The sequence below is a fragment of the Kutzneria chonburiensis genome (assembly GCF_028622115.1).
GTDB classification, from domain to species: Bacteria; Actinomycetota; Actinomycetes; order Mycobacteriales; family Pseudonocardiaceae; genus Kutzneria; species Kutzneria chonburiensis.
The window spans coordinates 10,180,646-10,205,046 of sequence record NZ_CP097263.1; the positions used below are offsets into that span (position 1 = coordinate 10,180,646).

The 24,401-nt window shown below is 69.6% G+C and carries 26 protein-coding genes; 15 read left to right on the forward strand and 11 right to left on the reverse strand.

The window, feature by feature from the left end:
• Positions 1-52 precede the first annotated feature (52 nt).
• Positions 53-616 carry a hypothetical protein gene (locus M3Q35_RS47315; protein WP_273939190.1) on the forward strand — a complete coding sequence of 188 codons (564 nt, stop codon included), beginning with the start codon at positions 53-55 and terminating at the stop codon, positions 614-616.
• Positions 617-662: 46 nt separating this feature from the next.
• Here the strand turns inward: M3Q35_RS47315 and M3Q35_RS47320 are convergent, their stop codons facing one another.
• Genes M3Q35_RS47320 through M3Q35_RS47330 form a run of 3 tightly spaced genes read right to left on the reverse strand, consistent with a single transcriptional unit; the run spans position 663 to position 4,676 of the window.
• On the reverse strand, positions 663-2,486 hold the full coding sequence (locus M3Q35_RS47320) for an ArnT family glycosyltransferase (protein ID WP_273939191.1): 1,824 nt from the start codon (positions 2,484-2,486) through the stop codon (positions 663-665).
• Positions 2,487-2,527: 41 nt separating this feature from the next.
• The gene (locus tag M3Q35_RS47325) at positions 2,528-3,973 is read right to left on the reverse strand and encodes a sensor histidine kinase (protein ID WP_273939192.1); all 1,446 of its coding nucleotides are present in this window, start codon (positions 3,971-3,973) and stop codon (positions 2,528-2,530) included.
• The gene (locus M3Q35_RS47330) at positions 3,951-4,676 is read right to left on the reverse strand and encodes a response regulator transcription factor (protein WP_273939193.1); all 726 of its coding nucleotides are present in this window, start codon (positions 4,674-4,676) and stop codon (positions 3,951-3,953) included. Before M3Q35_RS47330 ends, M3Q35_RS47325 begins: the two co-directional genes overlap by 23 nt.
• 148 nt (positions 4,677-4,824) lie before the next feature.
• Here M3Q35_RS47330 and M3Q35_RS47335 point away from each other — a divergent pair, with 148 nt between their 5' ends.
• Positions 4,825-5,409: a hypothetical protein gene (locus M3Q35_RS47335; RefSeq protein WP_273939194.1), complete on the forward strand. Its 585-nt coding sequence runs from the start codon at positions 4,825-4,827 to the stop codon at positions 5,407-5,409.
• Positions 5,410-5,579: 170 nt separating this feature from the next.
• On the opposite strand, the gene M3Q35_RS47340 is transcribed toward M3Q35_RS47335, so the two are convergent.
• On the reverse strand, positions 5,580-7,070 hold the full coding sequence (locus M3Q35_RS47340) for a DUF7405 family protein (protein ID WP_273939195.1): 1,491 nt from the start codon (positions 7,068-7,070) through the stop codon (positions 5,580-5,582).
• A 259-nt stretch (positions 7,071-7,329) separates the two neighbouring features.
• Here M3Q35_RS47340 and M3Q35_RS47345 point away from each other — a divergent pair, with 259 nt between their 5' ends.
• The 4 genes from M3Q35_RS47345 (at position 7,330) to M3Q35_RS47360 (ending at position 11,021) form a co-directional block, all read left to right on the forward strand.
• Complete coding sequence (locus M3Q35_RS47345; protein WP_273939196.1) at positions 7,330-7,914, forward strand: maleylpyruvate isomerase mycothiol-dependent enzyme family protein; 585 nt, start codon at positions 7,330-7,332, stop codon at positions 7,912-7,914.
• Positions 7,915-8,010: 96 nt separating this feature from the next.
• Complete coding sequence (locus M3Q35_RS47350; RefSeq protein WP_273939198.1) at positions 8,011-9,219, forward strand: FGGY family carbohydrate kinase; 1,209 nt, start codon at positions 8,011-8,013, stop codon at positions 9,217-9,219.
• Between the two features lie 53 nt (positions 9,220-9,272).
• Positions 9,273-9,758: a GtrA family protein gene (locus tag M3Q35_RS47355; protein ID WP_273939199.1), complete on the forward strand. Its 486-nt coding sequence runs from the start codon at positions 9,273-9,275 to the stop codon at positions 9,756-9,758.
• 78 nt (positions 9,759-9,836) lie between these two features.
• Entirely contained in the window at positions 9,837-11,021 is a 1,185-nt protein-coding gene (locus tag M3Q35_RS47360) for an alginate lyase family protein (RefSeq protein WP_273939200.1), read from the forward strand.
• A 190-nt stretch (positions 11,022-11,211) separates the two neighbouring features.
• Here the strand turns inward: M3Q35_RS47360 and M3Q35_RS47365 are convergent, their stop codons facing one another.
• Complete coding sequence (locus M3Q35_RS47365; protein ID WP_273939201.1) at positions 11,212-11,730, reverse strand: hypothetical protein; 519 nt, start codon at positions 11,728-11,730, stop codon at positions 11,212-11,214.
• Positions 11,731-11,845: 115 nt separating this feature from the next.
• Here M3Q35_RS47365 and M3Q35_RS47370 point away from each other — a divergent pair, with 115 nt between their 5' ends.
• Together M3Q35_RS47370 and M3Q35_RS47375 are read left to right on the forward strand one after the other, a co-directional pair.
• Positions 11,846-12,595 (forward strand): class I SAM-dependent methyltransferase, encoded by a 750-nt coding sequence (locus tag M3Q35_RS47370; protein ID WP_273939202.1) that lies wholly within the window; start codon positions 11,846-11,848, stop codon positions 12,593-12,595.
• Positions 12,596-12,630: 35 nt separating this feature from the next.
• Positions 12,631-13,509, forward strand: a complete 879-nt coding sequence (locus tag M3Q35_RS47375; protein ID WP_273939203.1) for a DUF4037 domain-containing protein — start codon at positions 12,631-12,633, stop codon at positions 13,507-13,509.
• On the opposite strand, the gene M3Q35_RS47380 is transcribed toward M3Q35_RS47375, so the two are convergent.
• The 4 genes from M3Q35_RS47380 to M3Q35_RS47395 form a co-directional block, all read right to left on the reverse strand.
• Entirely contained in the window at positions 13,506-14,390 is an 885-nt protein-coding gene (locus M3Q35_RS47380; protein WP_273939204.1) for a DUF2339 domain-containing protein, read from the reverse strand. The genes M3Q35_RS47375 and M3Q35_RS47380 overlap by 4 nt on opposite strands.
• A complete protein-coding gene (locus tag M3Q35_RS47385) occupies positions 14,387-15,292 on the reverse strand; it encodes a sensor histidine kinase (protein ID WP_273939206.1) in 906 nt (301 codons plus the stop codon). The genes M3Q35_RS47380 and M3Q35_RS47385 overlap by 4 nt, the downstream gene beginning before the upstream one ends.
• A gap of 21 nt (positions 15,293-15,313) precedes the next feature.
• A complete protein-coding gene (locus tag M3Q35_RS47390) occupies positions 15,314-15,715 on the reverse strand; it encodes a DUF6292 family protein (protein WP_273939207.1) in 402 nt (133 codons plus the stop codon).
• A 75-nt stretch (positions 15,716-15,790) separates the two neighbouring features.
• Positions 15,791-16,219, reverse strand: a complete 429-nt coding sequence (locus M3Q35_RS47395; RefSeq protein ID WP_273939208.1) for an ATP-binding protein — start codon at positions 16,217-16,219, stop codon at positions 15,791-15,793.
• A 121-nt stretch (positions 16,220-16,340) separates the two neighbouring features.
• On the opposite strand from M3Q35_RS47395, the gene M3Q35_RS47400 reads away from it, so the two are divergent.
• On the forward strand, positions 16,341-16,607 hold the full coding sequence (locus M3Q35_RS47400) for a DUF3040 domain-containing protein (RefSeq protein WP_273939209.1): 267 nt from the start codon (positions 16,341-16,343) through the stop codon (positions 16,605-16,607).
• On the opposite strand, the gene M3Q35_RS47405 is transcribed toward M3Q35_RS47400, so the two are convergent.
• On the reverse strand, positions 16,604-17,041 hold the full coding sequence (locus tag M3Q35_RS47405) for a YdeI/OmpD-associated family protein (RefSeq protein WP_273939210.1): 438 nt from the start codon (positions 17,039-17,041) through the stop codon (positions 16,604-16,606). The genes M3Q35_RS47400 and M3Q35_RS47405 overlap by 4 nt on opposite strands.
• Positions 17,042-17,059: 18 nt before the next feature.
• On the opposite strand from M3Q35_RS47405, the gene M3Q35_RS47410 reads away from it, so the two are divergent.
• Positions 17,060-17,233, forward strand: a complete 174-nt coding sequence (locus M3Q35_RS47410; protein ID WP_273939211.1) for a hypothetical protein — start codon at positions 17,060-17,062, stop codon at positions 17,231-17,233.
• A 91-nt stretch (positions 17,234-17,324) separates the two neighbouring features.
• Positions 17,325-18,104 carry a maleylpyruvate isomerase family mycothiol-dependent enzyme gene (locus tag M3Q35_RS47415; RefSeq protein WP_273939212.1) on the forward strand — a complete coding sequence of 260 codons (780 nt, stop codon included), beginning with the start codon at positions 17,325-17,327 and terminating at the stop codon, positions 18,102-18,104.
• Positions 18,105-18,178: 74 nt separating this feature from the next.
• Here the strand turns inward: M3Q35_RS47415 and M3Q35_RS47420 are convergent, their stop codons facing one another.
• A complete protein-coding gene (locus tag M3Q35_RS47420) occupies positions 18,179-19,135 on the reverse strand; it encodes a helix-turn-helix domain-containing protein (RefSeq protein ID WP_273939213.1) in 957 nt (318 codons plus the stop codon).
• Positions 19,136-19,290: 155 nt separating this feature from the next.
• On the opposite strand from M3Q35_RS47420, the gene M3Q35_RS47425 reads away from it, so the two are divergent.
• From M3Q35_RS47425 to M3Q35_RS47440, 4 genes are read left to right on the forward strand one after another with little or no spacing between them, the layout of a single operon-like run.
• Positions 19,291-20,379, forward strand: a complete 1,089-nt coding sequence (locus M3Q35_RS47425) for a mandelate racemase/muconate lactonizing enzyme family protein (RefSeq protein ID WP_273939214.1) — start codon at positions 19,291-19,293, stop codon at positions 20,377-20,379.
• A 53-nt stretch (positions 20,380-20,432) separates the two neighbouring features.
• Positions 20,433-22,496 (forward strand): fibronectin type III domain-containing protein, encoded by a 2,064-nt coding sequence (locus M3Q35_RS47430; protein WP_273939215.1) that lies wholly within the window; start codon positions 20,433-20,435, stop codon positions 22,494-22,496.
• 28 nt (positions 22,497-22,524) lie between these two features.
• Positions 22,525-23,475 (forward strand): carbohydrate ABC transporter permease, encoded by a 951-nt coding sequence (locus M3Q35_RS47435; protein WP_273939216.1) that lies wholly within the window; start codon positions 22,525-22,527, stop codon positions 23,473-23,475.
• Positions 23,476-23,489: 14 nt separating this feature from the next.
• Positions 23,490-24,386 carry a carbohydrate ABC transporter permease gene (locus M3Q35_RS47440; RefSeq protein ID WP_273939217.1) on the forward strand — a complete coding sequence of 299 codons (897 nt, stop codon included), beginning with the start codon at positions 23,490-23,492 and terminating at the stop codon, positions 24,384-24,386.
• Positions 24,387-24,401 lie beyond the last annotated feature (15 nt).

Sequence of the window (24,401 nt, forward strand, 5' to 3'; positions counted from 1 at the left end):
CCAGCCGCGATGGTGACCAGGCAGGAACCGGACGATCGCTTGAGGAGTGGACGTGAAAATCAGGACCGTGTTTGCCCGAACGGGCCGCGCGATCGGGGTGGTTGCCGCGATGTTGGCCATCGTGGCCGGCGCCGCGGTGCCGGCGCAGGCCGCCACCCAGCAGTTCAGCGACGGCTTCGAGGGCGTTCCGTCGAGCCACTGGCAGGGCATCACCGAAGGGGACGGTGTCGCCGGTTTTGACATCAACCAGGGCCTTGCCCGGTCCGGGGCCAACGACGGCTGGCTCTACACGGGGACGGGCTACGCGGCCGAGCGGATCGCCGTGCCGGTCGGGGGCTGGCCCGACAAGCGTAACTGCAGCGCGCGGATCTACGCCGAGACGCTCAGCTACGCCGCCCAGGTCGGGTTGGAGATCTGGAGCCCCAACAACGGCTGGGTCAGGCTGACCGGCCTCACCGGCTGGATCACCCCCGGCAGCTACCAGGCGATCACCACCTTCCCGGTCGACCTCACCGGCCAGGACACCGTCTACATCCAGGCGATCTACGGCAACAACGGTGTCGTTCCGCAGTTCGTGCGGCTGGACGACGCGACCCTGACCTGCCTCTCCGCCTGATCCGTCGACCGGCCGGGGGTGTGCGGCCCGCACACCCCCGGCCGGTTCAGGACCGCAGGTCGTAGACGGTCGTGCCGCCGACGGTCTTGGCCTGGTAGTGGGCGGCGACCCAGGTGGCGATGTCGGAGGAGCCGCCGCCGAAGCCGCCACGACCGCCGCCGGCGACGTAGTAGCTGATCTTGCCTTCGGCCACGTACTGCTGGAACTGGGCCAAAGTGGGCGCCGGATCGCCGCCGTTGAAGCCGCCGATGGCCATCACGGACTTGCCGCTGGCCAGGGCGAGCGGGGCCGAGGACATGGAGCCGTCGGTGGCCGCGGCCCACTCGGTGGTGGTGGCCTTGAGCAGGCTGACCACCGTGGCATCGGCCTGGCCGGAGCCGCCGCCGAAGCCGCCCTGGGAGCTGCCGGCCGGACCGGAGACGGGGATGGAGCCGGTGTGCGGTGTAGCGGCGGTGGCGATGCTGAAAGAGCCCACGCCGATCATGCCGGCCACGGCGGCGACCACGATGAGACGGCGGAGTTGTTGCCCCTGCAACAGAATCAGCGCGGCGACGGCGATGCCGGCGACGAGCACGACCCAGCGCAGCCACGGCAGCCAGGACGAGTTCTCGGACAGCAGCACGAAGTCCCACACCCCGGTCACGGCGATCATGGCGGAAAGCCAGGCCCGCACGGCGAACGCCGCCCGCCCGCGCCACAGCTGGCGGCCGCCGATGGCGACCAGGGCGGCGATGGCCGGGGCCAGCGCGACCGAGTAGTACGGGTGAATGGTGCCGCTCATGAAGCTGAACACGAGCCCGGTCACCAGCAGCCAACCGCCCCACAGCAGCAAAGCGGCCCGGGTCTGGTCGGTACGGGGAGCGCGGCGCGTGAACCACAAGCCGGCGACGAGTGCGATCAGCGCGGCCGGCAGCAGCCACGAGATCTCGGTGCCGAAGGCCTGCCCGAACATGCGCGTGATGCCGGCGCTGCCGCCGAACGACAGGTTCCCGCCACCCCCGCCGCCACCGCCCGGCCCGCCGCCGCCCCCGTTGCCGGAACCGCCGAAGATCCGGCCGAGACCGTTGTACCCCAAGGCCAATTCCAGCAGGCTGTTGTTCGTCGAGCCGCCGATGTACGGCCGTGACGACGCCGGCCACAGGTCGACCAGCGCGATGTACCACCCGGCTGAGACGATCACCGCCACCAGCGCGCCGCCAAGGTGCAGCACCCGACGCCACATCGTGGTCGGCGCGGCCACGAGGTAGACGACACCGAACGCCGGCAGCACCAGGAAGCCCTGCAACATCTTGGTCAGGAAGGCGAAGCCGATGGCCACGCCGGCCAGCGCCAGCCACCGCCAACTGGCCTTCTCGGTGGCCCGCACCACGCAGTACGCGCCGGCGACCATCAACAGCACCAGCAACGCGTCCGGGTTGTCGAAACGGAACATCAGCACGGCCACCGGCGTCAACGCCAGCATGGCGCCGGCGGCGAGACCGGCGCCGGAGCCGAACCGCCGGCGCACGGCGGCGAACAGCAGCCAGACCGACAGCACGCCCTCGATCGCCTGCGGCGCAAGCAGACTCCACGAGCTGAAGCCGAAGATCCGGGCCGACAAGCCCATGATCCACAGCGATGCCGGCGGCTTGTCCACGGTGATGACGTTGCCCGGATCCAGCGACCCGAACAGCAGCGCCTCCCAGTTCTGGCTGCCGGCCAGCGCCGCCTGCGCGTAGAAGTCGTTGCCGTAGCCCGATGCGCTCAGGTTCCACAGGTACAGCGCGGCGGTGCCCAGCAGCAGCAGGACCAGCGCCGGCCGCTGCCAGCCCGGCCGTCCGGGCGCGTCGGCCGCCGGGGCGGCCGCGGGCCGGGTCATCGTCGAAGTCATGGCACCAGCCTCGGGGAAACCGCTGTGCCGCCTGTGTGGGATCACTGTGCGGCAGCTGTGAGCCGGACCGTGAACACGGTCCGGCCCGGCCGGCTGTCCAGCGCCACTTCTCCGCCGTGCGCGGTGACGATCGCCGCGACGATCGACAACCCGAGCCCGGTGCCGCCGGAGGCCCGCGATCGCGACCCGTCGCCACGCGCGAAGCGTTCGAACACTTCCGGTTGCAGCGCAACGGGAATCCCCGGCCCGTCATCGGCAACCGTGAGCACGACCTCGCCCGGAACGCCGTTCCCGATACCGGTCACCACGGTCGTGCCGGCCGGTGTGTGGGCGCGGGCGTTGCCGAGCAGATTGAGCAGAACCTGGTGCAGCGCTTGGGCATCGCCGAGCACGGCCACCGGCTCGCCGGGAATCTCCAGTTGCCACTTGTGATCCCGGCTCGTCACGCGGGCGTCGCTGACCGCGTCGACGACCAGTCGGGACAGGTCGACCGGTTCGGACGCCAGCGGCCGACCGGCGTCCAATCGGGCCAGCAGCAGCAATTCCTCGACCAGCGACGTCATCCGCGTGGACTCGGACTGGATGCGCCGCATGGCATGGGACACGTCCGGCGGCACGCGATCCGAGTACCGGCCGGCGAGTTCGGCGTAGCCGCGGATGGAGGCCAGCGGCGTCCGCAGCTCGTGGCTGGCGTCGGCGACGAACTGCCGTACCCGGGTCTCGCTCTCCTGACGCACGTTCAGCGCCGAGGCGACGTGCCCGAGCATCCGGTTCAGCGCCGCACCGACCTTGCCCACCTCGGTGCGCGGATCGGTGTCCTGGTCGGGAACCCGTACGGACAAAGCGACTTCGCCCCGGTCCAGCGGCAGCTCGCCGACCCGGGTGGCGGTCGCGGCCACCCGGTCCAGCGGCCGCAGCGCGGCCCGGATGATCACCGCGCCGGCCGTGGCCGCGACCACCAGGCCGGCCGCCGCGATGACCAGCAGCGCGATGTTGACGCTGTTCAGGGTGTGGTCGACCTGATCGAGCGGCAACCCGATCAGGTTGTCGCCGTTGGAGATCACCTGATAGTCGCCGAGATGGGGAACGCTGATGGTAACGGCTTGGCCGTTGGGCAGCACCGTGGCCAGGGTCGCCACCTGGTCGGGATCCAGCTGTTGCGGGCAGACGTTCTTGTCCAGCACCACCCCCAGGCCGTGGTTGACGCCGACCGCGCCCTGCCCCAGCCCGGGCGGCAACGCGAACGAGAGATCGTTGTTGGCGCAGTAGGGATTGTGGCCGCCGGGTCCGCCGGGGCTGTGCTGGCTGCGGTTGTAGGCGTCCTGGAGCTGCGCGTTCACCTGCGTGATCAGGGTCCGGCGGATGAACAGCTCGCCGGTCAGGCCGATCGCCAGCGACACCACGGTGAGCAGCAGCACCACCGCCACGACGAGCTTGCGTCGCAGCGTCCACTGTGGACGCCGGTCAGCCCGTCGGTCGGAGGACATAGCCGGCGCCGCGCATGGTGTGGATCATCGGCTCCCGACCGACGTCGATCTTCTTGCGAAGGTACGAGATGTACAGCTCGACGATGTTGGCCTGGCCGCCGAAGTCGTACTCCCACACCCGGTCAAGGATCTGCGCCTTGCTCAGCACCCGGCGCGGGTTGCGCATCAGGTAGCGCAGCAGCTCGAACTCGGTCGCGGTCAGCTGGATCTCCTGCCCGGCCCGGCGCACCTCGCGGCTGTCCTCGTCCAGCGTCAGCTCGCCGACCACGAGCTGCGAGCTGGTCGCCGAGGCCACCGAGCTGGACCGGCGCAGCAGCGACCGCACCCGCAGCACCAGCTCCTCCACGCTGAACGGCTTGGTCACGTAGTCGTCGCCGCCGACGGTCAGCCCGGCGATGCGGTCCTCGACGGCGTCCTTGGCCGTGAGGAACAGCACCGGCACCTCGGGCTGCTCCAGCCGCAGCCGGCGCAGCACCTCGAGGCCGTCCAGGTCGGGCAGCATGATGTCGAGCACGACGGCGTCCGGCCGGAACTGCTTGGCCTCGCGGACCGCGGTCACGCCGTCCGCGGCGCAGCGCACCGACCAGCCCTCGTAGCGCAGCGCCATGCTCACCAGCTCGGCCAGGGCCGTCTCGTCGTCCACCACGAGCACCCGCAGCTGGCTGCCGTCCGCGCGCCTGAGTTCGCCGTTCATGCGCTCCATCCTGTGACCGGCGTCTTTGCGTCCGCTGAGCGCTTCCTGTGTATCACCTGTGCGCCTTGCTCACAGGATGTGCGCACAGTGCGCACAGCTGGTGCACAGCCGCGGTGGCCAGGGTGGCAGTCACCAGCCCCCGATCAGGAGGACGACGATGGACACCCAACAGCCCGCCGAAGGCTCAGAGCCGGTCTGGGGTGCAGCGCCGCCGCAGCCGCCGACGGAACAGCCCAAGAAGTGGTCCGCCGGCAAGACCGCCGCCGTGGTCGCGGTCGCCGCCGTGGTGGCCGCGGGCGGCGGCTACGGCATCTCGAAGCTCGTCGGCACGGCCAGCGCGACCACCCAGGGCGGCCCCGGCGGCTTCGGGGCCGGTTCCGGCGGCGGCTTCGGCGGCGGCCGTGGTGGCGGCCCCGGCGGCATGGGCGGGCTGTTCTCCGCCCTGCACGGCGACTTCACGGTGCAGGACAACGGCAGCTACGTCACCGAGCGCCTGCAGACCGGCGAGATCACGGCGGTCAGCGCCACCTCGATCACGGCCAAGAGCGTCGACGGCTACACGCAGACTTACACGATCGATTCGTCCACGGTGGTCGACCAGGGCGACGAGCAGGTCAGCGCGCTGAAGACCGGCACGACGGTGACGATCATCGCCAAGCTGTCCGGCAGCACCGGCACGGCGACGTCGATCAGCGACCAGCAGGGCCGCGGCGGTGCACCCGGCCAGTCCCAGCAGGGCTAGCGAGCTCGGGGCGGAAGCCGGTCCCCCTCCCGGCTTCCGCCCCGCCCTTTTTCGCTACCTGAGTGGCTCATTTGGCCCTGCGGCCAAGTGAGCCACTCAGGTGCGTTCGGGTGCCCCACGTGAGTGGCTCATGTGACGCTGGTGGCCAAGTGAGCCACTCAGGTGGTGAATCAGACCAGCTCCACCAGCGGGAACGCGCGGTGGCGGCGGGGCGGCACCAGGTAGTTCTGCCGCCGGGTGGCCGTGATGAACCGCTCCAGCCCGTGGTCCTCCTCCTCAAGGTCGTACTTCTCCAGTAGGTCGACCGCCGACTGGTTCGCGCGCATAGTGGCGAAGAAGTCCGCGCTCGGGAAGAAGCCGGAGAACTGGAGCTTGGGGGTGTTGCGACCGGTGGTGGTGTCCATGGCGTCGAAGCCGGGGCCGTCGATCCGGATGTGGATCGGCCGGCCGTCGGAGGTGCGGGCGGACCGTTGGAGGGTGGACAGGTGACCCATGCGCTGGAACTGCTGGGCGCTCTGCTCGGCGTAGCCGGCCCCGTGGAACTGGTTGCGGATCATCGCGCCGCGCATGTCCAGCGTGGTCGGGCCGCCGCCGTTGTCGAACGGGTTGTCCGGGTTCTGCTCGACCGGCGCCGGCGAGTGGAACATGTACTGCACGCGTTCGTCGAACGGCTCCCTGGTGTCCGGGCCCTCGTCCGGGTTGCGCCCGTTGAGGTAGAACTGCTCCAGGTCCAGCAGCACGTGCGAGAGGTGCTGGATGGCGCCGTTGTCGAAATAGCAGCCGGCCGCGGCGTTGCTCAGGTGGATGCCGCCGCCGCCGACGAAGGTCACGTTCTGGGCCGGCGCGGCCGCGTCGGTCTGCTGGTCGGCGAAGCCCATCCACATCGGCGAGTCCGAGTTCACGAAGGACTGCCAGGCGAAGCCGGCGTTGGCCGCGACGTAGCGGGGCAGGCCGATCTGCACGAACATGGCCCGCGACGAGGTGATCTTCATGCCGGCGTCGAACCGCGGCGAGGCGATGCTGCGGCCGACCAGCTTGTTGCTGCCGGACAGCCAGGACACCACGTCGCCGACGAACGAAGGGTCGTCGCCGCGGATGGTGAACAGCAGATCGTTGCTCTCCAACCGAAGCGGGACGTTGAATTCCGGCCGGCGCAGTTCCAGCGCGTGCGCCCCCGGGGCCACGTCGGTGGGGGAGGCGACCGCGCGTTTCAACACGGGTTGGTTGCCGGACAACGTGCGCGGCATGTTCGCGTTGACCAGGCTCGCGGGCAGCCGGGCGAAGTAGTTGTCGCTGTAGGCAACGTGCGTGAAAACGCCGCCGGGCGCGTACGGGTAGTTGGCCTCGATGGTGCGCAGCGCCGATTCCATCCGCGACTGGTCCGTGCGGGACGGTGCCCGCGACAGGGTCGCCGTGAGGAAAACCGTGTGCACCGGCGGCATGCCGATCGGAATGCCGTCGTAGGTGACCGCGGGCGGCATGAACGGGCCGAGGTCGAACTGGATGTCCGGGAACGACTTCGTCGTGTCGGCCATGGCCAGCCGCTGCGGCACGATCGCGCCGTCCTGGAGCAATGCCAGGGTGCCGAGCGCGCCGGTGAACGCTCCCGCGGTGCGCAGCAGGGAACGCCTCGAGACGGGTTTACCTAGTATGGGCGCCATCGGCGTGGCCTGTGCCGCGGTGCGCGGGTTGGCCATCGGACAACGGGCGGGAGCGATTTCTTCTGGCACGGGAAAACCTCCGTGGAGGAGTGCGATAACACATACTTCCCGGTGGTGAAACAGGGCGGGAAATTGCACCCCGAGTGTACGCTCGCGGCAGTTGTCGACAAACGCCCGAAAGGCCCGTCGAATGCGTCCGTTCAGGCTGGCGGCAATTACTTAGGCACGTCGTCGTGAATACCTAGGTATTGTGGGTGTCATGCCCGTTACCGCCACCGACCTTGACGCCGCGACCGCTTCCGTCGTTGCCGCGCTCGAACCCGTTGTCGACCTGGACTGGTCCGCCGCGACCGGTACCGGCGCCCTGAATGCCTACCGCACGGCCGAGCACGTCGGCGACTGCCTGATGTCGTACGCGGCTCAGCTCAGTTCCCGTTCCACCGATGACTACGTCCGCTTCGAGGCCGCGTTGCTGACTGACGCCACCAACGCCCAGGCGCTGGAGTTCGTGGTCGCCGGCGCGGGCATGCTGGCCGGGGTTGTGCACCGGCTCGGCCCCGAGGTCCGCGGCTGGCATCCGTGGGGCGTCTCCGACCCGGAGGGCTTCGCCGGCATGGGCATCGTCGAGGTGCTTGTGCACGGCGAGGACATGTGCCGCGGGCTCGGCGTGACGCTCGAACCGCCGGCCGAGGTGTGCGCCCACGTGCTGGAAAGGATGTTTCCCGAGGTCACCGTGGACGCCGAGCCGTGGACGGCGCTGCTGTGGGCCACCGACCGCGTCGAGTTGCCGGGATTGCCGAACCAGGCAGGCTGGCGGTGGCGGGGCGCGCCGGTCGGCGATTGACCCGGACAGTTCGCCCACGGCTGTCAACTCGTCCACTACGCAGCGTAGAAGACCGCCATGATGGGCAGTGGGCGAGCGACTGCGGGAGGTGCGTCGATGGCGGCAGGTGCGGTCTTCGGGGTCGAGGTCGGCGCCGACTCGGTCCGGGTGGCCGTGCTCGGCGACGAGTTGGCCGTGCTCGACCACGTGCAGCTGCGCTACCCGCGCGGCACGCTCGACCCGTACGCCGCGCTGGACGTGGTGTTCGCGGCGATCGACCGCTGCGTGCAGCTGTGCGCGGCCAGACAGGTGCCGGTGCGCGGCATGGCGCTGGCCGGCTCCGGGGACACGCTCGTCGGCCTCGACGAGCTGGACCGGCCGATGACGCCCGTGTTCACCGGGCCGGACCCGCAGACCAGCGCGCTGGCCCGGCGGATCGGGCCGTCGCTGCGGCACGCCACCGGCGCCGCCCCGCACGGCGGGTCGCCGCTGGTCCGGCTGGCCTGGTTCGCCGAGCACGGGCCCGATCTGCTCACCAGGGTCGCCCGTTGGTGTGAACTCAAGGACTTTGTGCTGTCCCGGCTGACGGCTCGCGTGCTGTCCGACACCTCGTGCGCGTCGGCCGGCGGTCTGCTGGCCGTGGCCGAGCCGGAGTGGTCGGCCAAGGCGCTGGAGCTGGCCGGCATCGGTGCCGCCCAGCTGCCGCCGCTGGTCGACCCCACGGACCAGGTGCCGCTGGTCACCGAGGCGGCGCAGCTGTTGGCGCTGCCGGCGCTGCTGCCGCTGGTCGTCGGCGCGGCCGGGCTGCCGCTGGCGGCGCTGGGCATGGGCGTCACGGAGCCCGGCACGGCGGCGCTGTGGCTGGGCTCGCGGCTGGTGCTGGCGGTGCTGAGCCCGCAGCCCGTGGCCGACGAAGTGCTGTTCACGCAGCGGCTGGCCGACGGCGTGTGGGCCGTGGGCGTCGACCTGAGCGACGGCCACACACCGCCGGCCGTGCGCATCGACGGCCTCGGGCGGCTGCTCGTAGCCGCGGGGGAGGCGCTGACTGCTGCCGGCGCGCGGATCGACCGGGTGCGTGTGGATCCGGCGGTGCTGAAGGTGCCGATGGCGGCCGAGGTCGTCGCCGCGGCGCTGGGTGTGCCGGTGGAGATCGCCCCCGACGAGCCGCCGGCCGCCGTCGGGGCCGCGTTGCTGGCGGCGCGCACGCTGGGCCTGGCCGCCGGTATCGCCGAGGCCGCCCGCACCCGCCCCGCGGTACGCACGGTGGCGCCGGATCCGCAGCTCAGCGCGGCCGATGTGGAGCGGATGAGCGGGTCCAGTCGCTGAACCTTTGGAGAACCGCCGGCAACACCCGCGGCCGGCTTGGCAGTATGGAGGGCGTGCCCACTGAGACCATCACGCCCCGGAGGCTGACGCGCGCGGAGCGCATCGGCATCGCGCTCACCTCGTGGGCCAACCGACTGCCGCCGAAGCTGCGCTTCATCACGCCCGAGTTCGTGGGCTTCGCGATCCTCGGCACCTTCACGTTCCTGTTCGACATGGCCATGCTGGCCGCGCTGCTGCACTGGACCGCGCTGCCGTTCCAGGTCTGCGTCGGACTCGGCTATCTCACCGCCTTCGGCCTCAACTACGTGCTGAACCGGACCATGAACTTCCGTTCGCACGCGCCGGTCGGCGGCCAGCTGCTGCGATACGCGGTGGTGATGGCCCTCGATTTCGGGTTCACGCTTGAGGTCACGGAGTTGCTGCACGATGCCGGCCTGCCGGCCATGGTCGCGCGCGTCGCGACGGCCTGTTGTGTCGGCGTGTTCACATATGTGGGCGCCCGCTTCTGGGTTTTCCGGAAAGAGACCGTGCAAGATTGACACAAGTGGTCTGGACCTCTAAGACTGACATTCCCCTGCAAGTTCTCGGTCAGGCACCGCCGCCATCCGAGGAGTGTCATGTCGAAACGAGTGTCCACATCCCTGCTCGTGGTTCTCTCGGTGCTCGCATCGCTGCTGGTCGTCGGATCCGTCAGCCAGCAAGCGGGAGCGGCGCCGGCCGCATTCGTCCATCCCGGCGTGTTGGTCAGCCGTGCTCAACTCGACTACATCCGGTCCAGGGTCAATGCCGGCGCGCAGCCGCAGACCCAGGCGTACCAGGCGATGATGTCGGACGGGCTGCTGTCGCAGAGCCGCCAGCCGCATCCCCGCTCCGTGGTGGAATGCGGGCCGTATTCGCAGCCCAACTACGGCTGCACCGACGAGCGTCAGGACGCGCTCGCCGCCTACGGCAACGCATTGGCCTGGTACATCACGCAGAACGCCACGTACGCCAAGAAGGCGATCTCCCTGATGGACGCCTGGTCCGGGGTGATCACCAGTCACACCAACAGCAACGCCCCGCTGCAGACCGGCTGGGCCGGCTCGGCGTGGCCGCGCGCGGCGGAGATCATCCGCTACACCTACAGCGGCGGCTGGGCCAACATGGCCCGGTTCCAGACCATGCTGCGCAACGTGTACCTGCCGACGCTGCTCAAGGGCAGCAACAGCAACGGAAACTGGGAACTGACCATGATGGAGGCCGCGGTCGGCATCTCGGTCTTCCTCGACGACAAGGTGTCCTACGACAAGGCGATGGCCAAGTACATGCTGCGCGTGCCCGCGTACATCTACCTGACCACCGACGGCGCGCTGCCCAAGACCGTGCCCGGCGGGCCTTCGGGCCGGTCCGCGATCATCAGCTACTGGCAGGGCCAGAGCACCTTCGTCAACGGCCTGACCCAGGAGACCTGCCGCGACTTCGTGCACACCGGCTACGGCCTCGCGTCCGTCTCGGACGTCGCCGAGACCTCCCGGATCCAGGGCACCGACCTGTACACCGGGGACATCGGCACCCGGCTGCGCAACGCCCTCGGTTTCCAGGCCCAGTACGAGCTCGGTGCGGCCGTGCCGTCCTGGCTGTGCGGCGGCACGGTGAAGCGGGGCCTCGGCCCGGTGACCGAGGTCGGCTACAACGCCCTGGGCAACCGGCTGGGCAACGTCATGGCCAACACGAAGACGCTGGTCATGAACAACCGTCCGGCCGGCGACAACATCCTGTTCGTCGCGTGGGAAACCCTGACCCACGGCGACCAGCCCAACTAACCCCGGTCCCCCCACCTGAGTGGCTCATTTGGCTCTGGCAGCCAAGCGAGTCACTCAGGTGTGTTCGGGTGTCTCACGTGAGTGGCTCATTTGGCGCTGACAGCCAAGTGAGCCACTCAGGTGTGTTCGGGTGCCCCACGTGAGTGGCTCATTTGGCGTTGGGAGCCAAGTGAGCCACTCAGGTGGGGGTTCAGCCGATGGGCGCGGCGGGAGCCGGCGGGGCCGGGGCGCCACCCGGGGCGCCGACGGGCGCGGTCGGCGAGGTTGGCTCCGTCGGGCTGGTCGGTTTCGTCGGCTTGGTCGGCGGGGTGTTGCCGCCCAGCAGCTGCTGCAACAGCTGCTTGATCTGCTCGATCAGCTTCTGCACCATCTGCTTGATCGAGTCGAAGATGTCGTCCTTCTGCGTCAACGCCGTGCGCAGCTCGGCGTTCTGCTGCTCGGCCGCGGCCAGCGGGTCGGCGGCCGAGCGTGGCGCGACGCCACGGTCCAGATCCTGGTGCACGGCCGCGAGCACCGGCGCCAGGTCGTCGGCCGCGGACCGGACGGCGGCCGAGTCCCGGTTGCCGGCCGCGGTGTCCAACCGGGCCTTGAGCTGGCTGATCTGCTCGGCGTTCGTGTGATTGTCGGCCGGCGCGGCGTCGGCAACGGTGAAGCCGACGGCCGCGAGCACGGCGCCGGCCACCACGGCGGCGCAAAGCTGCTTGAACACGGTTGACCTCCCAGTGTCTGCTTCCCGCTGATCCGGATACCCGCTGACCGTCCACATCGGCCGAACACCACCCGATCGGGGAAAACGGCTTGCCCGGCCTGGGAGGCTGGCGGTCGTGGCCACTTTCGATGAGCTCGTCGCCGAGGGCGCGGCCGTGCCGGTCGACGGCTGGGACTTCTCCTGGTTCGAGGGCCGGGCGACCGAGCAGCGCCCGTCCTGGGGCTATGCCCGGCTGATCGCCGCCAGGATGGCGGACGTCCAGTCCGTTCTGGACGTTCAGACCGGCGGCGGCGAGGTCCTCAACACCGTCACGCAGCTGCCGCCGCGCACCGCCGTCACCGAGGGCTGGCCGCCCAGCCTGGCCGTGGCCCGCCGGCTGTTGGAGCCGCGTGGCGTCGAGGTCGTCGAGGCCGGCAACCTCGATCCACTGCCTTTCGCCGACGGCTCGTTCGAGCTCGTCGTCAGCCGCCATCCCACCGAGATCCGCTGGGACGAGATCGCCCGTGTGCTCGCGCCCGGCGGCACCTACCTGTCGCAGCAGGTCGGCTCCGGCTCCATGCACGAGGTCTCCGAGGCCTTTCTCGGACCGTTCGAGATGGACCGCTCCCGTGATCCGGACTTGGCCGCCGAGGAGGCTGAAGCGGCTGGTGTGGAGCTGGTGACGCTGAAGCCGGAGTCGCTGCGGGCCGAGTTCTTCGACATCGGGGCTGTGGTGCACTTCCTGCGCAAGGTGGTGTGGATCGTGCCTGGGTTCACTGTGGACGGTTACCTCCCGCAACTGCGCGCCTTGCACGAGCGCATCGAGTCCGAGGGGCCGTTCGTCGCGCACACGCAGCGTTTCCTCATCGAGGTCCGCAAGCCGTGAACGGCCTGGCCGAGTCCCGCGCATACTACGCGGAGGTGCTCAGGCCGCAGCTGGTCGGCCTTCCCCACGCCGCCGCCCGGATCGGCCATGGCTCCGAGGTGCTCGGCTTCGACACCGACCGGTCCCGTGATCACGACTGGGGTCCGTTCGTCCAGATCTTCGTGCCGGATCCCGCTTCGGTGCCGGTCGAGGCGTTCCGGCCGGGGGAGTGGCTGCACGGCCATCTCGGCTTCGACCCGTTGGCCGGCGTCACCTTGTTCGACTGGCTTGCCACCTCTTCCCAGGGCCTCGCCGAGGTCACCGCCGGCGCCGTCTTCCACGACGACCTCGGCGACCTCAATCGAGCCCGGTCCGCGTTGGCCTGGTACCCCGACGACATCTGGCGTTATCTGTTGGCCTGCCAGTGGAAACGCCTCAGCCAGGAGGAGGCTTTCGTCGGCCGCTGCGGCGAGGTCGACGACGACCTCGGCTCCGCCGTTGTTGCCGCACGGCAGGTTCGCGACGTCATGCGCCTGTGTTTCCTCATGTCCCGCCGCTATGCCCCGTACAGCAAGTGGTTCGGCAGCGCCTTCGCCCAGCTCCCTTGCGCCCCAACCCTTTCGCCGCTACTTCGCGGGGCCCTGGCCGCCACCGACCGGCACACCCGTGAGGACCACCTCGCCGCCGCCTATCGAACCGTGGCCGGCCTGCACAACGACCTCGGCCTCACCGAGCCCGTCGACCCCGCCACCCGGCCGTACCACTCGCGCCCCTACCAGGTCCTGCACGCCGAACGCTTCGCCGACGCCCTGTTCGCCACCATCACCGACCCCGAGATCCGCGCCCTTCCCTTGTACGGCAACGTCGACCAGGCCTTCGACAGCACTGACGCCCTGCGCTTCCGGGACAACGCCCGTGCCCTGTATCGAACCTAGGGCCGGTGGATGCGTAGGCCCAGGCCGCCGGCCAGGAGCAGGACGGCGCCGGCGATGAGCACCAGCACGGCCCCGTTGACGGCGCCGCCGGTCCAGTCCCAGATGGCCTCGGGCACGGCAATGGTCACGCCGAGCACTCCGCCGACCAGCAGGATGGGCATGCGGTCGGCGAGGTAGCAGCCGAAGCAGACGAGGGCGACGACCAGCGTGATGGAGTACTGGACGAAGGCGTGCTCGGGGAACTGCGCGCCGATCAGGGCGAGCGCGGCGGCGACACCGGCGGCGACGGCGCGGTGGCGGATGACGTCGAAGGAGACCAGCGCGCCCCAGATGGCGGCGACGAGCAGCAACCCGCCGCCGGTCCACGACGACGAGAAGCCGACTAGGTCGACGAGCCCGACAATCGTTGCGCCGCAAGCGATGCCGGCGACGGGCAGGGCGAACAGCGCGGGCCACGCGGCGTAGCCGACGACGGCGAGCACGAGCGCGGCGATACCGCCGGCCAACGACGGATGGGTGTCGAAAGCGACGGAACCGGCCAGACCGCCGGTCACGGCGCCGAGGGCCAGCAGCACACCGGTGACCCGGTTGCGCAGTGCGACGGCGGCGCCGATCAACACCACGGTCACGCCGACCAGCAGCCACACACGGCCGGCGTGCGAGAAGGAATCCCATGACGTGCCGACGACCAACGCGGCACCGGCCACCAACAACGCGCCGCCGACGTAGCCGATGACTTCGGCGATGCGACGGCGGATCGGGGTACTCGGCTCGGCATCGGACAGCGCGGTGCGTACGGCGTCGGCCTCCTGTTGCGAGAGCGTGCCGGCCAGCACCAACTCACCCAGTGCGCGTTCCTGACCGTGCGCGAGCTTCGTCATGCATCGCGGGTACCCGTTTTGGCCACGCGCAATCGCACAACGGTGCCGAAAGCGGCGGACGAACGGACCTGCACGAGATCGCACAGCTGGTTGACCATCCACATGCCGCGTCCACGGGGCTGGGCCAGCGTCGGACGGCGGCGGCCGACGAGCGGATCGGTGATCACGCCCTCGTCCCGCACCTCGCACACCAGGTCGTCGCCCTCGGTCCACAGCCGCGCCATACCGCCGCCACCGCCGTGGTCGACGCTGTTGACCATCACCTCGTGCACGGCCAGCGTGAACCGCTCGACGGCGTCGGCGTCAAGGCCGAACCGCCGCGCCTTGCCGGCGGCGTTCTCCCGCACGCCGGTCACGCTGTCCAGGTCGAAGCGCACGAAAGTGGTGGGGCCGAACGGTTCCGGCAGCGGCTGAGCCAGCGTGTCGCCGTCGTCGTAGCCGGGATTGGGCTCGCCGGCCCACCACGGGTGGTTGGCGCGGGCCCGGGACAGCACCGGCTCCGGCTGCGCCGCCGCGTACGGGCACAGCAGCCGCCAGTCGGTCGCGGTGAACGCCGTGTTGAGCAGGGCCTCATGCTGGTGGCACTCCGCGATCGCCGGCGCACCACGGTCCTCGTGTACCGGCTCGCCCACGCCGCGGCAGGGTCGGCCAGCGTTGCGGTCCACCAGGTCCCGCCACAGCGGGATCAGCCGCGCCGGATTGCGGCCGGCCTCGCCCATGTCCAGGAAACCGACCTTGCGGCCGTCCGGACCGAGCTCGTCACGGACGGCGTCCAGCCGGTTCGACGGGAGGATCACCAGCACGGCGGCGTCCTCGGCCAGTCCGGCGCGCACGAAACCGGTCACCCTGGTGACGTAGCCGTCCAAGCTGTCATAGCTGAAGGCACCGTGCCGGAACACCACCGCGCAACCGTATGCCTACGGTCAGGCCGTCACGAACTTGGCCAGCCGGTCGGCCAGCCGCTCGCGGGACTGGCAGCGCGGCGGGTCGGGCTGGCCCGGGCAGTTGCCCACCACGACTTCGTCGACGAAATGCCGGATCCGACCCGGCGTGGGCAGTGGGTCGGGGCCCAGGTAGCTCAGCACCACCGGGCCGTCGAGGGTGTCGATCTCCAACCCGATCGACCAGCCGTGGCGCTCGTCCCAGACCAGCATCAGGTCGTGCTCGACGAAGAGGGGGTGGCGGGTGGGCAGCGCGATGTAGGCCGAGGCCAGATCGCCCACCTCGTGGTACATCGCGTCCGCGGGGACGCCCAGCAGGCGCGCGACAGCCGCGACATATCTGCCGAGGCCCAGGGCCGCCTCGCTGTCAGGTGCGACGTTCATGGCTCGCCCCCCGTCCGTGCTAGGTCAATCGGGGATACCCGGGCGAGTGATAACCCAAACGTGATGTGACCCGGATCACATAAGGGGCATGGTGAAGGCCACCTCTGTGCCGTCCGACCTGCGGTTCAGGCTGACCTGAGCGGCCAGTGCCCGGATCAGGGCCAGCCCCCGCCCGCGGTCCCCGGGATCATCGGGTTGCTGTCGCCACGTTCCGTAGTCGCGGACCCGGCCGTGCACCGCGCCGGCCTCGTCCCGGGACAGCCACACGTCCACCGAACCCGGCTCACCGGCGCGGTAGCCGTGCTCGATCGCGTTGGCCGCGGCCTCGCCCACCACCAGTTGCAGGTCCTCGAGCAGCTCACCGGAAAGGCCGGCCGCGGCCGCCCAGTCCCGGACCACCTTGCGCATGCCGGCCAGCTCACCCGCCAGGCCGCTGAACCGCAGGGCCAGCGGGGCGGCGTTGGTCCGCACCCCGTCCACGTCCTCGCGTCTCGACCCGTTCACCTGACCTCCGGTGATCAGGCTATCCAGCCTCGCGTGACGCTGCCAGTGAACCGGGGGCACGCCGGGCCGGTATATGGGTGGGCAGTTCGCTTCCGGCGGGCAACGGATGAGTGGAGTCGGCATGCTCAGTCAGCACGAACGCCGTCAGCTGGACGCGATCGAGCGAGGTCTCGCCGCCCAGTACCCGGCGCTCGCCACCCGCCTGAGCGGCAGCGTGCTCGACCGCTACCGCTGGGCGCTGGAGGCGATGTGGGCCTTCGGCCTGTGCTGCTTCGCGCTCGGCATCGTCGTCAACAGCGGCGAGCTCGGCCTGTCCGGGCTGGCACTGCTGATCGCCGGCCTGCTGCTCCGTCACCGCAAGTACCTCTACAACCTGTTCAGCGGCTAGGACTTCAGCTTCTCCACCGTCTTGGTCACCCGGTTGGCCCGGGTCTCCGGCTTCTTCGCCTCCTCGATCCACCGCACGTACTCCTTGCGGTGAGTGAACGGCAGGCCGTCGAAGACCTTGCGCGCCGCCGGGTCGCTCGCCAGCGCCTCGGCCAGGTCGGCCGGCACCTCCACCTCACGCGGCGCCGTGTCGAGCATCAGCTCCACCTCGACCTCGTCGCCCGCGGCCACGCCGGCCGCCGTGCGGTTCTCGGCACTGAGCGGGATCAGGAACTGGCCGCCGCGCACCGCCACCGTGCTCCGGTACGTGTGGCCGCCGATCGTCACGTGCACCTTGGGCTGCCGGCCCGCGTCGAGCGCCTCGACGACCTCCGCCGGCACCACCAGGCCCGTCGCGGTCTTGCCGCCCAGCAGCACCGTCGTCCGGAATCGCATGCCGGCAGTATGAACCGCATGACCGTCTTCACGCCGCCGGAACGCGCCCTGCACGTGCGTTCCAGCATCGAACGCGGGCGTTCCTGGCAGGCCGAACACATGCTCGGCGGCCTCCGCAACGCCGTGCTGTCCCTCATCTGCCCGCGCCATGGCGTGCCCGCTGTGCAGGGACGAAGTCTGCATCTCGGCTGATGTTCGGAAAATCCGGCGGGGGCGTGTCGATCCTCGTTACGGTCGTTCGACGCGTGGTCGAAGGCACCCCGGCTACCTGAAGGACGATCCCATGAGCGAGTTGACCGCGGCACGCATCCGGCGAGCGATCGTCGACCACACCCGGCTCCTGGCGGAATCGGCCGCTGCGGCCGGGCCCGACGCGGCTGTGCCGACCGCCCCGAAGTGGACCGTCACCGACTTGGTCACGCACGTGGGCCAGACGCAGAACTGGGTCGCGGAGATCATCGAGCGGCGCATCACCGATCCCACCAAGCTGCCGGCGGAGCTGGCCGTGCTTCCCGCCGACCCGGGTGACTGGCCGGCGTGGTTGGCGGAGTCGGCGCAGCGGGTCGCGGATGCGTGTTCCGACGAAGCGCTCGAAGCGCCGGTGTTCAATGCCGCAGGTGATGAGCGGTCCGGGGCGCAGTTCTGGATGTCCAGCATGCTCAACGAGGCCGTCGTGCACGGGTTCGACGCAGCCGCCGCAGCGGGCCGACCGGTCGACATCGAGGCCGACGTCGCGGCCGCGCTCATCACCAACCACTTCACGATGCTCACCTCGCCTACATGGGCGATGCAGCGGCCCGACTCCGCGCAGGCCATCCGGGGAACCGGGCAGACCCTGCAGTGGTCGGCCACGGACGGTGCCGGCGCGTGGTTCGTCGAACGGCAGCCCGAAGGGGCGACGTGGCAGCCCGCAACTCAGCCGGCCGACGTGACGGTCACCGGCCCGGCCGGATCACTGCTGCTGGCCTTGACCCGACGACTCCCGCTCACCGACCTCAGCATCGACGGCGACACCCACCTCGCCCAGCACTGGCTCGACAACACCGCCCACGTCAGCGGCTGAGCCGAGCTCAGAAATGTCACATGCGCGTCATACTTGCCTCCCTGAGGCACGTCCGGACCGCATGTGCCAAGAAGTCAGCGGGCCAGGTTGAGGCGTTGCTCGCGGGTGTCGGTGGGGGTGCAGCCGAAGCGGGCCTTGTACTGGCGGGAGAAGTGGGCGATGTCCGTGATGCCCCACTTCGCGCAGATCGCGCCGATCATCAGGTCGGGGCGGGCCAGCAGGTCGGCGTGACAGCCGTCGAGGCGGCGGTTCTTGATGTGCGTCGACACGGTCTCGCCGCGCTGCTGGAACACGCGGTGCAAGGTGCGCACGGAGATGTGGTGAGCCGCGGCGATGCGTTCGACGGAGAGCTCGGGATCGCCGAGCCAGCTGTCGATGTAGGCGCTGATCTGGGCTTCCAACGCCGGGGAGACGGGCTGGGCCCGGCGGGAGAGGGTGCCGACGAGCAGGTCGGACACGGCCTCGGAGGCGGCGGCGAGGCCGGCGGGGTCGAGGCCGGAGGCGACCTTCATGGTGGCCAGGATGTGCTGCACGAGCAGCTCGCCGACGCCCTCGACGGCCAACGTGGTGCCGATCAGGCGGCTGATGCCGGGGATCTGGCTCTCCAGCCGCGCGGTATCGACGTACACGGTGAGCAGCCGGTTCTGGGTGGAGTGCCGCGCCTCCAACGGGTTCACGGTGGAGCACAGCGCGGCCCGGCCGGGCTTGAGCAGTAGCTCGGCGCCGCGGTGGCGCAGCCGGGTGGTGCCGTCGACGCACACGCACAGATAGGTCAAGCCGTTGGGGGACAGACGGATCAGTGACTCGGTCCGCTCGATGTGGGCCCCGGAGCCCTGATACGTCCAGTCGAAGGTGGTCACGCCGCCGATCAGCAGCCGGGTGACGGTCCGATAGCCGCTGCCGGGACGGCCGAGCGTGCCGGCGTACTGGAGGCTCTGCCCGCCGACGGGGAGCGCGAATGTCTGGCGGGGACCGGTCTTCTCGACGACACCCTCGTCTACCCGGTGGTGGAAGGCGGCTGCCGGCGGCATGGCGCGAGTGTACGCGCGCACCGATCTTGGGCTCCCGACACGGGCCGGTAACGGCTGAACGACGACCCATTGACACCCGCGTTAATCCAAGTCAAGAATCACGTACCACCGATCGTATAGGATCCATGAAGACCGAACCCGATGGAGGGCGAGGCGTGGCCAGAGTCAGCGGGGCCGAGGCGTTCCTGGTCGACCTGGAAGTCGAGCAGGTCCGCACGGACGCGGTGCAGGCCTTCCTGTCCCAGGAGACGGTCTTCGTCGAGCTGACCACGGACGACGGCAACACCGGCCTCGGCTACACCTACACGATCGGCACCGGCGGCACGGCCGTGCTGGCCCTGCTCCGCGACCACCTGCTGCCCCGCCTGATCGGCGCCGACGCGACCCGGATCGAAGCGGTCTGGCACGACCTGTTCGCCTCGACCAGGGCGACCACGGTCGGCGCGATCACCTCGCTGGCCCTGGCGGCGATCGACACCGCGCTATGGGACCTGCGCTGCCTGCGTGCGGGCCAGCCGCTGTGGCGGGTCGCAGGCGGTTTCCAGCAGCAAGTTCCGTTGTACGACACCGAAACGGGCTGGCTGCACCTCACGACCGACGAGTTGGTGGCCGGTGCGCTCAAGGCCCAGAACGCGGGCTGGCAGGGCATCAAGGTCAAGGTGGGCAAGCCCAGCGGGGCCGAGGACGCGGCCCGGCTGCACGCCGTGCGCGACGCGGTCGGCCCGCACTTCCCGGTCATGGTCGACGCCAACCAGTCGATGACGCTGGCCGAGGCGCTGCGCCGGGCCGACCGGTTCGCGCCGCTGGGCCTGACCTGGCTGGAGGAGCCGCTGCCGGCCGATGACGTGGCCGCGCACGAACGGTTGGCCCACGCCACCAACATCCCGATCGCGGTCGGCGAGTCGCTGTACTCGGTGGCCCAGTTCCGCGAGTACCTCCAGCGCGGCGCGGCCTCGGTCGTGCAGGTGGACGTGGCCCGGATCGGCGGCATCACGCCGTGGCTCAAGGTCGCGCACCTCGCCGAGACGTTCAACGCGGAGGTCTGTCCGCACTTCTTGATGGAGCTGCACGTGAGCCTCGCCGCCGCGGTGCCGAACGGCCGGTTCGTCGAGCACATCCCGCAGCTGCGGGCCGTCACCACTGGGGAAATGTCCGTTGTGGACGGTCATGCCGTCGCTCCGGACACGCCGGGACTGGGCATCGCCTGGGACCGGGACGCCATGGACGACCTTCGGGTCGCCTGACAACAGTGTCCTCATTGGACAGTCAGCAACGGTGCGACTGAGATGGAGTTTCGATGAGTCGGAGAACGACGCGGCTGCTGACCGCGGCAGCCGCGGCCCTGCTGGCGATCACGGTGGTGCAGGTGCCACTGGCCGACGCGGCCGCCGATGCCAAGGCGCCGGCCAAGGCTGACAGCGCGGCCACGCCCTACATGGGCTGGAGCAGCTGGAGCCTGGAGTCCACGAACTACCCGGGCGTCAACCCGACCGGCCCGGCCAGTTGGCTCAACGAGGCCAACGTGATCAAGCAGACCGACGTGGTCGCCGCCAAGCTCAAGTCGCACGGCTACAACTACGTCAACGTGGACGCCGGCTGGCTCGGCGGCTTCGACGGCAACGCCCGCCCGCTGGCCAACGCCACCACCTTCCCGCACGGCATGAAGTACCTCGGTGACTACATCCACCGCAAGGGTCTCAAGTTCGGCGCCTACCTGGCCGTCGGCCTCGACATCCGGGCCTACAACAACGGCAACTCGCCGATCGCCGGCGCCGGCGGCTGCTTCACCCGCAACCTGGTCTACTCCGACCTGCGCACCACCAACGGCTGGAACAGCTCCTACAAGATCGACTTCAGCAACCCGTGCTCGCAGGCCTACATCAACTCCATCGCCACCGAGCTGGCCGGCTGGGGCGTCGACTTCCTGAAGCTGGACGGCGTCGGCCCCGGCTCCTTCCAGGGCGGCGCCAACTACGACAACACCTCCGACGTGAAGGCCTGGAACACCGCGCTGGCCAAGACCGGCCGCAAGATCCAGTTCGTCATCTCGTGGGGCCTGAGCCACCGCCAGGCCGACATCTGGAAGGCCAACTCCAACGGCGCCCGCGTCGAGACCGACGTCGAGTGCTACTGCGACACCATCGTCACCTGGAACAACTCGGTGAAGCAGCGCTTCACCGACGTGGTGCAGTGGATCCCGGACAGCGGCCCCGGCTACTGGAACAACCTGGACTCGCTGGACGTGGGCAACGGCCAGATGGACGGCATCTCCGAGGCCGAGCGCCAGACCTACATGACGCTGTGGGCGATCGAGGCCGCCCCGCTGTACGCCGGCGACGACCTGACCAAGCTGGATGCGTACGGTCTTTCCCTGCTGACCAACGACGAGGTCATCGCGGTCGACCAGGCCGGTATCGCGGCCAAGCCGGTGGACCAGTCCAGCCAGCAGCAGGTCTGGTACGCCCGGCAGAAGGACGGCAGCTACACCGTCGCCCTGTTCAACCTCGGTGACAGCACCGCGACCGTGACCGCGAACCTGGCCCAGCTGGGCATCAACGGCACCGCCAAGGTTCGGGACCTGTGGAGCCACAAGGACCTCACGTCGGCCAACGGCACCGTCTCGGCGTCGCTGCCCACGCACGGCTCGCAGCTGCTGAAGATCACGCCCAACGCCAAGGACAACGCGCCCAACCCGCCCGGCAACCTGCACGCCGTCGCGGCCACCGGCACCACCGCCGCCGGCAACAGCGTGACCCTGTCCTGGGACGCCTCGTACAGCGGCAGCACGGCGGCCAAGAGCTACGAGGTCTACAACGGCACCAACCGCCTGCTGACCACCGCCGGCACCTCGGTGACCGTGGCCAGCCTTGCCCCGTCGAGCACGTTCGACTTCAACGTGGTGGCGGTGACCAAGGACGGCAAGAAGTCCTTGCCCAGCAACCACCTCAACGTGTCCACGGCGGACAAGAACGGCTCGATCAACTATGAGGGCGAGGCCGCGGTCAACATCGTCTCCGGCGGTGCGTCGATCAACGGCTGCGGCCCGTGCTCGGGCGGCAAGAAGGTCGGCAACCTCGGCGGCACCGGGCACCTGACGTTCCCCAACGTCTGGGCGCCCAAGGACGGCACCTACCTGATGACGGTGTCCTATGTGGACGGTGACTCCGGCCGCACCGCGCAGGTGACGGTGAACGGCGTCGCGTTCCGGCTGCCGATGGCCGGCAGCAACGACAACGACTGGGACACGCCGCAGACCGTGGTCGTCCCGATCACGCTGAAGTCCGGTGGCAGCAACGTGGTCGAGTTCAACGGCCCGACGCCGAACGACTACGTGGCCGACATCGACAAGATCACCATCTGAGCCATCCGGGTCTGAAAGGGGACATGCCGTGGTGACCGCGACACAGGAAACGACGACACTGCCGGTGGCGCCGGTCGCCACGGCACGTCGCCGCCGGACAAGGCCGGGCAGCAGGCGGGGACACCTGCCGCTGGCCCTGCTGCTGATCGCACCGGCCGTCATCGGCTTCGCGGTGTTCTTCGCCTACCCGACGGTGCAGGGCATCTACTACAGCTTCACCGACTTCCACGTGCTCAGCGCGCCCAACTGGGTCGGGCTGGACAACTTCAAGCAGCTGCTGGCCGACGACGTCTTCTGGCACTCGCTGTGGGTGACCGTCTACTTCGTACTGTTGTCCGTGGTCTTCGGCATCCTGATCTCGCTGGTCACCGCGGTGATCATGCACCGGCTGACCAGGTCGACGCTGATCCGTGGCATCGTGCTGCTGCCGTTCCTGATCTCGGGTGTGGTCGCGGCCATGACCTGGTCCTGGATGCTCGACCCGGGGCTGGGCATCGTCAACTCGTTCCTGACCAAGCTCCTCGGCCACCCGGTGCTGTTCTTCGGCGACAGCGCGCTGGCGGTGCCGTCGCTGGCCGCGATCAGCGTGTGGAAGTCCATGGGATACAACGCGATTCTCATCTTCGCCGGCCTTCAGACCATTCCGGCCACCATCTACGAGGCCGGCCGCATCGACGGGGCCAGCGAGCTCCAGATGTTCCGCCGGCTCACCGTGCCGCTGCTGCGCAACATCCTGGTGATGGTGGTGATCCTGACCGTCATCGGCTCCTTCCAGGTGTTCGACATCGTGCAGGTCACCACCAAGGGCGGCCCGCAGAACGCGTCGCTGGTGCTCCAGATGTACATCTACAACAAGGCGTTCAGCCAGTTCGACTTCGGTTACGCGGCAACGATGTCGCTGGCCCTGTTCGCGATGCTGATCGCGATCACCTTCACCCAGCTCAAGATGACCCGCGCCGGCGAGTCCGACCTCAACTGAGAGGAGTTGCCGCCGTGGCGACCCGTTCCGTCACCGCCCGACCCTCGGTCGGTCGGGTGCTGGCCTGGATCTACCTGGCCGTGATCGTGCTGATCACGCTGTTCCCGTTCTACTGGATCCTGCGCACCGCGCTGTCCAACAACTTCGCCCTGCACACCGACGCCGGCTCCCTGCTCCCCGTGGACTTCACGCTCGGCGCGTTCAAGCGGGCGCTCGGGTTGGCCACGGTGGCCGAGGCGCAGGCCGAGGGCGGCTCCGGCGCGTCCCTGAACACCGCGCTGTACCTGCGAAACTCGGTGATCTACGCCGGCGTGCAGACCGCGCTGGTGGTGTTCTGCTCGGCCACCGCCGCCTATGCCTTCTCCCGGCTGCGCTGGCGCGGACGCGAGGTCGTGTTCTCGATCCTGTTGTGCGCCTTGATGGTGCCGGCGATCTTCACCCTGATCCCGAACTTCGTCACGGTGAAGAACCTGGGCCTGACCAACAGCTTCGCCGGCATGATCCTGCCCGGCGCGTTCTTCTCCGCGTTCAACATCTTCTTCCTGCGGCAGTTCATGCTCGGCCTGTCCAGCGAGGTCGAGGAGGCGGCGACCATCGACGGCGCCGGCCCGCTGCGGGTGTTCTTCCGGATCGTGCTGCCGATGTGCGCGGCGCCGATCGCCACGCTGTGCCTGCTGACGTTCATCAACACCTGGAACGACTATTTCTGGCCGCTGATGGTGACCAGCGACGAGAGCGTGCGGCCGCTGACCCTGGCGCTGGCGGTGTTCAAGCAGGCCTCGCCCAACACGGCCGTCGACTGGGCCGGCCTGATGGCGGCCACGTTGATCGCCGCGCTGCCGATGCTGCTGCTGTTCGTGGTGTTCGGCCGGCGCATCGTCAACTCCATCGGCTTCACCGGGATCAAGTGATGAGACACGACGATT